The sequence below is a fragment of the Arenibacter sp. P308M17 genome, assembly GCF_003426735.1.
Taxonomy (GTDB): domain Bacteria; phylum Bacteroidota; class Bacteroidia; order Flavobacteriales; family Flavobacteriaceae; genus Arenibacter.
Window position 1 is genome coordinate 381,601 of sequence record NZ_QVON01000001.1, and the last position, 12,056, is coordinate 393,656.

6 protein-coding genes are annotated in these 12,056 nt (G+C 42.3%); all 6 read left to right on the forward strand.

Features of this window, described 5'->3' with window-relative positions; genetic code table 11:
- Positions 1–87: 87 nt before the first annotated feature.
- The 6 genes from D0S24_RS01605 (at position 88) to D0S24_RS01630 (ending at position 12,045) form a co-directional block, all read left to right on the forward strand.
- Entirely contained in the window at positions 88–3,450 is a 3,363-nt protein-coding gene (locus tag D0S24_RS01605) for a VCBS repeat-containing protein (protein WP_181938006.1), read from the forward strand.
- A gap of 329 nt (positions 3,451–3,779) precedes the next feature.
- On the forward strand, positions 3,780–5,852 hold the full coding sequence (locus D0S24_RS01610; protein ID WP_117018110.1) for a hypothetical protein: 2,073 nt from the start codon (positions 3,780–3,782) through the stop codon (positions 5,850–5,852).
- A gap of 48 nt (positions 5,853–5,900) precedes the next feature.
- Positions 5,901–8,333: a hypothetical protein gene (locus D0S24_RS01615; RefSeq protein WP_117018111.1), complete on the forward strand. Its 2,433-nt coding sequence runs from the start codon at positions 5,901–5,903 to the stop codon at positions 8,331–8,333.
- A 261-nt stretch (positions 8,334–8,594) separates the two neighbouring features.
- A complete protein-coding gene (locus D0S24_RS01620) occupies positions 8,595–10,319 on the forward strand; it encodes an IlvD/Edd family dehydratase (RefSeq protein WP_117018112.1) in 1,725 nt (574 codons plus the stop codon).
- A 12-nt stretch (positions 10,320–10,331) separates the two neighbouring features.
- On the forward strand, positions 10,332–11,099 hold the full coding sequence (locus D0S24_RS01625; protein ID WP_117018113.1) for an SDR family NAD(P)-dependent oxidoreductase: 768 nt from the start codon (positions 10,332–10,334) through the stop codon (positions 11,097–11,099).
- A 64-nt stretch (positions 11,100–11,163) separates the two neighbouring features.
- Positions 11,164–12,045: an SMP-30/gluconolactonase/LRE family protein gene (locus D0S24_RS01630; protein ID WP_117018114.1), complete on the forward strand. Its 882-nt coding sequence runs from the start codon at positions 11,164–11,166 to the stop codon at positions 12,043–12,045.
- Positions 12,046–12,056: the final 11 nt, after the last annotated feature.

Below are 12,056 nucleotides of genomic sequence, written 5' to 3' on the forward strand. Positions count from 1 at the left end.
AAAATGGTCCGGATACCATGGGTTAACAAAAGAACCTGGACAATGCCCGGGCCAAAAAATTACCAAAACATTAATTCCTTTCCCGTTATGAACAGATTGATCTTCATAATTCCAGCAATTTTGCTCTATGGCTATCCCACATATTGTAGTGCCCAAGGAGCTGGGACTAAACAGAAAGCCGATCTGCTGTTTACTCTATTGGACCCTACTGAAACCAATATAAATTTCACCAACCAACTTTCCCAAAGCAAGCAAGATAATATATTTGTTTACAAGGGCTTTTATAAGGGAGGTGGAGTGGCTATAGGGGATATTGATAATGACGGGCTTTTGGATATCTATTTTACCGGAAATCAGGTGGGTGATAAGCTATATCTGAACAAGGGAGATCTAAAATTCGAGGATATTACCAAGACAGCAGGGATTTTGGATAAAGGCGGATGGTCCACACATGTAAGCATGGTGGATATCAACAATGATGGATTGAAGGATATCTACGTTTGTAAAAGCCTTTACGATGGTAGAGAAGATCTGCGGAAGAATGAACTGTATATCAATAATGGGGATCTTACCTTTACCGAATCTGCCGAAAAGTACCATTTGAACGATTCCAATAGAACTACCGAAGCCAATTTTTTCGATTTTGACAGGGATGGGGATTTTGATGTTTTTTTGATAAACCAACCAAAAAACTCATCATTCCTGGCACCTTTGAACGATGAAAAAAAGATAGGTCCCGCCCAGAATTATAGATTGATGGAGAATATTGACAATCATTTTTTTGAAATGCCCAATAATGGAGGGGTCAGTAATTTTGGCTACGGATTGAGTTCCAGTATAGCCGATTTTAATAATGATGGATGGCAGGATATTTATGTGGCGAACGACTATTTGGGCCCCGATTTTTTCTACATCAACAACGGCGATGGGACCTTCACCAATAAAATTTACGAAAATATTAAACATACTTCCTACTTCAGTATGGGTACCGATATGGGAGATATCAACAATGACGGCTGGCTGGATTTTGTGGTGCTGGACATGGTTGCGGAGGACAATTACCGATTGAAGAGCAATATGAGTTCCATGAATCCCGCCGAGTTTTGGAACAATGTAAGTAGGGGCGGACATTATCAATATATGTTCAATACCCTTCAGCTGAACAATGGGGTGGATGCCCAGGGAAATATGCTTTTTAGTGAAATTGCGCAAATGGCGGGCATCTCCAGTACGGATTGGAGTTGGTCCCCGCTATTGGCCGATTTTGATAATGACGGACTGTTGGATCTGTTTGTAACCAATGGAATACGCCATGAAATAGGGAACACGGATGCCTTGAAAAAATTGGACGAATATATTGGTGAGATCGATAAAAAATACAATACGGAGGGCAACAAAAATTTTGATGTATGGGAGTACGCCGATCTGGAAAAGATGTTGTCCTTTTTTCCTTCGGATAAGATTCAGAATTATATGTACCGGAATACCAATGGGCTAAAGTTTGATAAGGTTTCGGAAGAATGGGGCCTGGACCAAAAGACATTTTCAACAGGTGCCGCTTATGGGGATTTGGATAATGACGGGGATCTGGATTTGGTGGTCAACAATATTGACGAGCCTGCCTATGTTTATAAAAACAATATTTCTGAAACCCAGGATAATAATTATTTAAGGATAAAATTTAAAAAGGGCAAGGCAGGTCAAAGCTTTTTTGGAACAAAAGTTTCCCTGTTTCATGGTAAGGGAGTTCAAATCTCCCAATTGACCAATGCCCGCGGAATCAACTCCAGTAGTGAGGATATACTTCATTTTGGCTTGAATAAGATCAATAGTATAGATAGCCTGCAAATAGATTGGTTCAACGGCCAAACCTCGGTGTATAAAAACATTAAGTTAAATAGCACATTGGAATATGATTTTCTGGTGGCCAAAAAATCGGAAAAAACGCCCTTGGTAAAAAGGGCTTTGAGATTTGAAGATATTTCCGGGACGGCCAATATTGATTATGTCCATAAGGAAAATAAGTTCGATGATTTTGAACGTGAGGTTTTGTTGCCCCACCGCATGTCTACCTTGGGCTCTGGAATTGCCGTTGCCGATATTGATGGCAATGGTTTGGAGGATTTCTATATCGGCGGTCCCAATGAAGCATTGGGCAAGCTTTATACCCAACAGGCCGATGGATCGTTCAAGGAAAACCCATTAAAGCTCATCCCCGATCTAAACCGAGAGGATATGGGATCCGTTTTTTTTGATGCCGATAATGATGGGGATCAGGATTTGTACGTGGTTTCTGGAGGAAATGAATTTGAATCGGGTTCGGAGAACTACCAGGATAGGCTGTATCTAAATGATGGCAAAGGTAGTTTCCAGCTATCCATAGATGTTCTGCCTATGATCAACGCCAGTGGATCTAGGGTAAAGGCAGCGGATTATGACAATGATGGGGATTTGGATCTGTTCGTAGGGGGAAGGCAGGTTCCGGGATATTATCCGGAACCGGCGGATAGTTATTTGCTAAAAAATCAGCTCATGGAAACCGGAACCTTGGGTTTTGTAAAAACGAATACCAAGGTATTGGATAAGTTGGGGATGGTGACAGATGCGGTTTGGACGGACATTGATAGGGACGGGGATTTGGATCTGTTGGTTACAGGGATGTGGATGCCCATTACCGTTTTGGAAAATGAAAATGGTGAATTCAGGAATAGCACGGAAAAATTCAATTTGCAGAATACCACAGGATGGTGGTTCAGTATTTCGAACGATGATTTGGACGGGGATGGGGATGAAGATTATGTGTTGGGAAATCTTGGCTTGAACTATAAGTACAAGGCTAAATTAAATGAACCTTTTTCTGTCCATTACGGGGATTTTGATGAAAATGGCAAAAATGATATAGTACTGAGCTATTATAATTACGGAACGCAGTATCCCCTTAGGGGCAGGTCGTGTTCTTCCCAACAAATACCGGAAATAAAAAAGAAATTTGCCACCTATAATGAATTTGCATCCTCTACCCTGCAGGATGTATATGGGGATTCCAATCTGGATAATGCCCTGCATTATGAGGCCAAGACTTTTGCCAGTATAAGTATGGAGAATTTGGGGAACGGTAATTTTGAAATTAGGCCATTGCCGGATTTGGCGCAAGTTTCCAATATCAATAGTTCCGTAATATATGACTTTGACGGGGACGGGATAAAGGATATCGTTATCGCGGGCAACCTTTACGGTTCGGAAATAGAGACTACCAGGAACGACGCCAGTCTTGGGTTGTTTTTAAAGGGACAGGGCCGGTTTAATTTTGAACCAATACCTATGGGAGAATCGGGTTTAAATCTTTCCCAAGATGTAAAGGAGCTGAAACTTATTGGTTATGGAAACCATAAGGCACTGGTAGTAGGGGTAAATAATGGCCGGGCAAAATTTATTAAAGTAATAAAATAGGAACGCAAATGCCCCAGACCTTTCCAAGCCCTATCGATAAGTTCGGGGAGTAATGCAGTAGAAGTTATGATTTGAAGGGGATTTGGAGAAAAATATGGTGTTTTTATGGTATTAATGATTATTGGGGCCTATTTGATTAGGTGTAGGTTGTCCCAATCTTCATTAAAGGACTATTATTACCACTATGTTCTATATACTTGTTTTGGATAAAAATAATGAACGGAACAAATAGATTTTAGGAAGTGAAAAAGTGTAGGGCAATTTTAATCTCAGGTTTTTTTATTATGCCATTCACCCTTATAGAATAAATACCAATTAAATAATTATCAATGAAGTCCATTTTAAAGCTTTGTCTTGCTCTGATCTTATTTATAGCGGTAAGTTGTACAACAAAAAATGAATTTGTCATAGCCAACGAATCTGTAGCAAGGGTCGTCAAAATTAGTAATGATGGCCATCTATTTACCTCGGAGATCCTTAATAAAATAAGTGGTAAAAAGTTAATTCCGAGGGATAAAGAAGAGTTCAGGTTGAGGATTTCCCCCGGCACGCACATTGAGGGATTGGACGTAGTGTTGAGTTCGGAGGATTTTAAATTTATAAAGGTGCTTCAGGAAGACAGTACCTCCCTTGGTTTCCTTTTGGAAAATAGGGAGCATCAATTGGAAGTTGAGGTGCATTATGAATTGGAAAAGGACGATTTTTACATTCATAAATATTTGAATATAAAATCGGCCAAACCGGTAACCTTGGAACGGATAGATATGGAATCTTTATCGTTGGGGGATCTTTATCAACCCTACCGGATAAAACAAATTACCGCTCAAGGGGTGGCCCAATGGAGACCCGGTCTTGGCCAACCCTTGTATGGATCCGAATCCGCCACTTTTTTTGGCACCGAGTTTCCTGCAGCGGACAATTATGTTGAAAACAAAAAGGGCTATTGTGGTTATTTGTGGGGAAGGGAAATTAAGCCGGATGAGGTTTACACTTCCCACAAGGCGGTAATTGGAGTAGGCGATAATCCGGAGTATATTCAAGATACATTTTTTAATTATATAGACAGGATTCGGATTAGGCCACTTAGGTTACAGATTCAATATAACAGTTGGTTCGATTTTTATAATGGAGTGGATAAGGAAAAATTTAACCAAAGCGTGTCCAAAGTGCATCAGGAATTGGTAAGCGAAAGGAATGTGGACCCCTTGAGTACCTATGTGATCGATGACGGTTGGCAAGACGTAAACGCAGATTGGTCCCAAAAGGCATGGCAAGTAAACTCAAAGTTCGATGCCAATTTTTCTTCGAGTATCAAGAGTGTAGAATTGGCCGGTTCAAAACTCGGATTGTGGATGAGTCCGGGCTGTCTTTTTGGGGCCCAAACGGTAGTACAGAATTACAAGGAGCAAGGGTTTGAAACCTTGGGAAAATGGATGTCCATGGCCGGACCAAAGTATATGCGATTGTTGGAGGATAGGATTCTTGAACTCACCAAAAGCGGGGTAAACTATTTTAAGTTGGATGGGGTGTTCGGCCACCTAAATACAAGAGAATTTGAGCTCAATGGAAATAAATATGGTATGCCGTATATGCCGCAGTTGGGAACGGAGGGTTTATCGGCATCGGACCCACTACTGAACAGCTCCAAATATGATGAATTAAAAACCTATTATTTAGTAGCTGGAACCGAAAGGTTAATGGAACTGTTTAAAAATCAACACCAATTGGATCCCAATGTCTATGTCGTAATTTCCAACGGAGCCTATCTAAGCCCCTGGTGGTTAATGTACATTGATGCCGTGTGGATGATCAATGCAGGGGATGCGGCAGAAGGAAGTAATAGAACGCAAGAGTTGGTCTATAGGGATGGGGTCTATTATGATACCTGGCAAGTAGAGCATACACAATTCCCCATTAACTCCGTTTTCAACCATGAACCAAAAAAGGTAAAAACAGGGGAGAGTAGTGAGGAGTTTTCAGAATACCTATGGATGAATCTTTCCAGGGGTACCGGATTTATAGAACTTTACATAAAAACACAGAAACTTTCCGAAAGTGATTGGGATGTTTTGGCCAAAGGGCTAAAGTGGGCAAAGAAGGTCTTTCCTTATTTTAAACGGGCCAAAATGCACGGGGGCAATCCAAAACAATCCGAAGTATACGGTTATACGGGCTGGAATGAAGATGGAGGGTATATTTCGTTCCACAATCCTTCGGACCAGCCTACAAGTTATACCATTACATTGGATAGAAAATTAGGATTGATTTTAGGTAAAGACCTTTATAAAGTGTCATCTCCTTTGGAAAATGCCGAAGAATTTAAAAGTAGGGTATATGCCTACGGGAGCGAATTAACAATAAACTTAAACCCGGGAGAGGTAAAGGTTTTAAATTTCCATTGAATTAAAATTACATAAAACCATTTAAAAACTGTCCATAAATATATTGAAATGAAAACCTTGAAAATTACTGTAATTTTGCTTTTAGTTGCAATTACGTCCTGTAACCGTAATGCAGATGTTATTTTTCCTGCCGGAAAGCTAAATATTGGATTAAACAAATCCGGTAAAATCACCGGCCTGGCCGATGCGGATATGAATACCGAATATGTGCATACAAGCAGTGACCCTAAATCCATTTTGGCCATTAAGATAGATGGGGAATTGGAATATCCGGCATCTTTTGAAAAGAGGGAAGGGGAGGGGACCATTTTATTAAGCTATCCAAAAAATGGGGTAGAGGCAACGGTTCAAGTCGTAAAAAAAGACCGGTACACCACTTTTGAGCTAACGTCCATTACCAAGGAAAATGATATTGAACTGGTGTTGTGGGGACCTTTTGAGACAAACATTAGCGAGACTATTGGGGAAACCGTGGGGGTGGTCCGCAACAAGGATTTCTCCATAGGGATTCAGGCCTTGAACAAAAGAACCTTGGGAGGATATCCCACCAATGAGGACGATTCCACTCCTTCCTACGATATTTTTGGAACTACCAGTTTGGTAGATATCTCGGATTCTTTGAATATTCTTTATAGAGGCCATACCGCTTTGCCAAGGGACTATGGCAGTTCCGTACAGGCTTATACACGAAACAGGGCCAAGGAAAGGGTCGTCGCCTCTATGGGGCACGAACATTATATGGCACCTGCGTACGGGGATGAAGGAATTATAGGTTCCAAGATTGCCCTGTTCGGTTGTGCGCCGGAAGAAGTTTTGAATACTATAGAGGCAATAGAGCTGGATGAAGGATTGCCACATCCTACCATAGATGGGGTATGGAGCAAAAGGGCGGTATCGGCAACATCCGCTTATTTGATTCAGGATTTTGGAACCGCTACTATTGATGAGGCCATAGCCTTGACCAAAAAGGCAGGCCTACAGTATTTGTATCATTCGGGTCCCTTTTTGAACTGGGGTCATTTTGACTTGCAAAAGGAGGCTTTCCCTGAAAACTGGGATAGTATGAAAGAATGTGTAGATAAGGCCAAGCAGCAGGGTATTAAATTGGGGGCCCACACCCTTTCAAATTTTATAACCCCCAATGACCCCTATGTAAGCCCGATTCCTGATGAAAGATTGGCAAAAGTGGGCTCCAGTGTGCTTGTAAACGATATAGATGGCGAGGAAAGGAATATCGAAATAAAAGACCCTACCTTTTTTAATCAAATGGGGAACAACAGCCTTCATACCGTGGTCATTGGAGAGGAACTGATCAGGTACGAAAGTGTCTCGGAAACCGCGCCATGGGTTTTGTTAAATTGTCAGCGAGGTTCATTTGGTACCCAAGCAAGTGCTCATAAAAAGGAGGATAAAATATCGAAATTGGCAGACCATGGCTACAAAACGTTTTTGACCAATACGGAACTAGGTATTGAAATGTCCAAAAAATTGGCGGAACTGTACAACAAGACCGGATTGAAACAAATATCCTTTGATGGTCTGGAAGGGAACTATTCCACAGGGATGGGGGCCTATGGAGAACTATTGTTTGTAGATGCCTGGTACAATAATCTGCAACCGGAGGTAAAGAACGATTACATAATGGATGCCAGTAGGCCGGGCCATTATTTTTGGCATATGTTCACCCGGATGAACTGGGGGGAACCATGGTATGCCGGTTTTAGGGAAAGTCAGACCTCTTACAGACTTCTGAACCAGGATTATTTCAGGAGAAATTTTATTCCCTGTATGCTGGGATGGTTTAGTATGCGCGATAATACCAGTTTGGAAGATATAGAATGGATGTTGGCCAGAAGCGCAGCTTTTGATGCGGGTTATGCCTTGGTCACCTCTGTGGATCTAGTGAATAAAAATGGATTTGGAGATGAAATATTGGAGAAAATAAAACAATGGGAAGAAGCGAGACTGGGGGGGGCATTTACCGATGAACAAAAGAAGAGGATGGAAAATATCAATGATGAATTTTCATTGGAAAGAATATCGCAAACCAGTTGGGGTTTAACCCCTTACTCCGTTCAGCGCTTTGAGCATGAATTAAAGATACGTCAGCCTGGAGAGCCCGTATGGTCGGTTTTCGATTATAATAATATTTTTTCTTCCCAGCCATTGCAATTTATTTTGACCACCAAGAATACTTCTGTTTCAGGGATATCGATCGAGATCAATGATTTTAAAAAGATAGAGTTGGACATATCAATTCAACAAGGGGAGAATCTTAAGTATAACGGGGGTACGGAAGCAGTACTCTATGATAAATCCTGGAACAGGATTAAAAGCATCCCGGTAGACCCCGAAAAATTTATGGTAAGCACCGGCGATCATAAAATTAAGGTAGACTGCACTTTTTCGGCCAAGGAAGAGGCCAGCCTTAAACTTGAAATGAAAACTGCAGGGAAGCAGGAGAAGGTTGGAGTGGAATAAAAGTTTTTTATAACAACAAGAGTTTCAATATATAAATTTTAAGGGTAAAAGGGCCGCACTTTTCAGAATGCGGCCCTTTTTCGTGGCCTGTTTTTTATAATTTATCATATTCACTTTGTCTAGATTGTAAATTCCCTAAAAAATGAAGTTTTTATTTCGGAAAAGTTTACGATATTGATGTCTTCAAATTGAAAATGAGCCTAAAGGGCATAAAAAATATCGATATAAGTCTTTTTTATTTCGCAAAAACCAAAATTACCAATGGAAAAAAATGACAGGAAAAAGTTAAGGAGCAGCAATTGGTTCGGCCGTACAGGTAAGGACGGATTTATATATAGGGCCTGGATGAAGAACCAGGGAATACCGGATTATGAGTTTAACAACAAACCGGTAATCGGGATCTGCAATACCTGGTCCGAGCTTACTCCTTGCAACGGTCATTTTAGGGAGTTGGCAGAATCCGTGAAAAAGGGCATTTGGGAAGCCGGTGGATTCCCGGTAGAATTTCCGGTAATGTCCTTGGGGGAGACCCTTATGAAGCCTACTGCCATGCTTTATAGAAATTTGGCCAGTATGGATGTGGAGGAAAGCATACGCGCAAATCCTTTGGACGGGGTTGTATTGCTTTGCGGTTGTGATAAGACCACCCCCTCCTTGGTCATGGGGGCCTGTAGTGTGGATATCCCCACCATTGTAGTATCTGGTGGCCCTATGCTGACCGGCAAATATCGAGGAAAAAATATTGGGACCAGTGATATTTGGCGCTATCATGACGACGTTCGGGAAGGCAAGCTGGAGAATTCGGAGTTGCGGACTATAGAGGCGGCCATGTGTAGAAGCGACGGACACTGTGCCGTTATGGGCACGGCTTCCTCCATGGCATGCATGGTAGAGGCATTAGGGCTGAGCCTGCCAGAAAATGCGGCTATCCCGGCGGCAGATGCCCGTAGAAAAGTATTGGCACAGTTGAGCGGACTGCGAATCGTTGAAATGGTGAGGGAAGACCTTAAACTATCCAACATTTTGACCATAAAGGCTTTTGAAAATGCCATAAAGGTCAATGCGGCCATAGGCGGTTCCACTAACTTTGTAATCCATCTTTTGGCCATAGCAGGAAGAATTGGCGTCCCTTTAAAGCTGGAGGATTTTAATAGGCTTTCGGCCAATATTCCCCTGATCGCCAATTTGCAGCCTTCAGGCAAGCACTTTATGGAGGATTTATTTTATGCCGGTGGCTTGCCCGCAGTGCTAAAGGAACTTAAGGATATCTTGAACAACGATGTCATTACCGTAAATGGTAAAACGGTTGGAGAAAATTATCAAAAAGCACAAAATTACGATAACGAGGTTATAGGAAGTGTGCATAAACCCTTTAACGTTGCTACTGGTCTGGCCATTCTAACTGGTAACCTCGCCGAAAATGGGGCGGTTATAAAACCCTCGGCAGCAAGTGCCCACCTACTGAAACATACGGGCAGGGCAGTGGTCTTTGAGAATATTGAGGATTATAAGGCCAGAATAGATACCGACATCTTGGATGTGGATGAGAGCTGTATTTTGGTGTTAAAAAATGTGGGTCCAAAGGGATACCCTGGTATGCCCGAAGTAGGGAATATGGGCCTCCCCAAAAAACTTTTGGAGAAGGGCGTTAAGGACATGGTCCGTATTTCGGATGGCCGTATGAGCGGAACCGGTTTTGGAACAGTAGTACTGCACGTATCCCCTGAGGCCGCCATGGGCGGAAATTTTTCGGTATTGGAAGATGGGGATATGATTAGCTTGGATGTGCACAACAGAAGTTTATCAGTGGCCATTTCTGATGAAGAATTGGAAAAACGTAAGAAAAATAGAAAAGTATTGCCCCCAATCGTAGACCGGGGTTATGTTAATTTATATGTAAACCATGTGCAGCAGGCACATTTGGGCGCGGACATGGATTTTTTAAGGGGAAACTCCGGGAGCGAGGTCCCTAGGGATTCCCATTAATCGAAACCTATTATGGATTTTAAGGATAAAGTAGCCATTGTAACAGGTGCTGGCCAAGGAATTGGCCTTGAAATCTGTAAACAATTGGTGGCCCTTGGGGCCAATGTTATTTTGAATGATCTGGATGCCGTTCTTGCCAAAGAGGCAGTTGAAAAAATGGACCTAAAGCATGGAAAATGTATTCCTTTTATTGGGGATTCAGGGGATATAGGGGTCATACAGGAGATGGTGGTCAGGGCCGTTGAAGAATTTGGAAAACTGGATGTAGTGGTTGCCAATGCAGGGATTACGCTCTTTGGGAAATTTCTTAGCTATCCGCCGGAATCTTTCTTTGAGGTGATGAAAGTAAATTTGGGCGGGAGTTTCTTTTTGGCCCAGGCAGCTGCCAAACAATTTATAAAGCAGGGGTGGGGAGGATCTATCCTTCTAATGTCTTCGGTAACAGGACACCAGGCACATGAAAATTTGGCGGCCTATGGTATGAGTAAGGCCGCCTTGGAAATGTTGGCCAAAAATTTGGTCATAGAGCTATCTCCTTATAAAATAAATATAAATACTGTAGCTCCCGGCGCTACCTTGACCGAGAGGACCATGAAGGATAAAGACTATTTGGGAACCTGGGAGAATATAACGCCCTTGGGCAGGCCTGCATCCGTAAATGATATTGCCCAGGCCGTGCTGTTTTTGGTCTCCGATAATGCTAAGCACATAACGGGACAAAGTTTGGTGATCGATGGGGGTTGGACATCTGTGAGTCCGTCCCCTTATAAAGTCCAATAGGCTCCTAGTGTCGTGTCATGTCTGAAATGACGTATAGGATGAATTGTAATAGAACATAAAAAATATGGGTTTAGAAGTAGTAAGTGGAATTATTTGTGAATTGGGGGAGGGACCCCTTTGGGATCACTCCAAAAAACAGATATGTTGGGTAGATATTTTAAATGGAAATATCCATGAATGGTCTCCAAAAACCAATACTTCCACCACCATTTCTGTAGGCCAAATGATAGGTACCATGGCGATTTCAAACAATGGAAATTATATGGCTGCAATGAAGGACGGATTTGGGTTTGTTGACCGTAAGACCGGGAAAGTTGATATGGTAGCCAATCCGGAGAAAGCATTGCCGGGAAACAGATTTAATGATGGGAAATGTGATCCTGAAGGCCGTTTTTGGGCAGGGACCATGCCAGTGTCTGAAAAGGAATCCTCCGGCAGCCTATATGTTTTGGACGCTTCTTTAAATGTAAGAAAAAAGGAGTCCAATATTAGCGTTTCCAATGGTCTGGCCTGGAGTCTGGATCATAAAACAATGTATTTTATAGATTCCCCTACCCGTAAAGTAGTGGGCTATGATTATGATAGGACGAACGGGGAACTGGCCAATAAAAGAACGGTCATTACCATTGCCGAGCAAGATGGCTTTCCGGATGGAATGACCATAGACCAGGAGGGAATGTTATGGGTGGCCCATTGGGGAGGCTGGCAAGTGGCCCGCTATGACCCTGGAACGGGAAAAAAATTATTCTCCGTTGCCATGCCGGTTTCCCAAGTTACCTCCTGCACCTTTGGGGGTGAAACCATGGAAGATCTCTATATTACTTCGGCGAGGAAGGGACTTGGTAAAGAGGAACTGGAGAAGCAACCCTTGGCGGGATCCTTATTTGTAGTTAGGAATTGTGGCCATAAGGGACTCCCCGCCAATAAGTTCAAGACAAAAGTTTAATATAAATACCT

Bases quoted from the DNA above. Each gene is read 5' to 3' on its own strand.
- D0S24_RS01605 (WP_181938006.1), top strand. From the start codon at position 88: ATGAACAGATTGATCTTCATAATTCCAGCAATTTTGCTCTATGGCTAT.
- D0S24_RS01610 (WP_117018110.1), top strand. From the start codon at position 3,780: ATGAAGTCCATTTTAAAGCTTTGTCTTGCTCTGATCTTATTTATAGCG.
- D0S24_RS01615 (WP_117018111.1), top strand. From the start codon at position 5,901: ATGAAAACCTTGAAAATTACTGTAATTTTGCTTTTAGTTGCAATTACG.
- D0S24_RS01620 (WP_117018112.1), top strand. From the start codon at position 8,595: ATGGAAAAAAATGACAGGAAAAAGTTAAGGAGCAGCAATTGGTTCGGC.
- D0S24_RS01625 (WP_117018113.1), top strand. From the start codon at position 10,332: ATGGATTTTAAGGATAAAGTAGCCATTGTAACAGGTGCTGGCCAAGGA.
- D0S24_RS01630 (WP_117018114.1), top strand. From the start codon at position 11,164: ATGGGTTTAGAAGTAGTAAGTGGAATTATTTGTGAATTGGGGGAGGGA.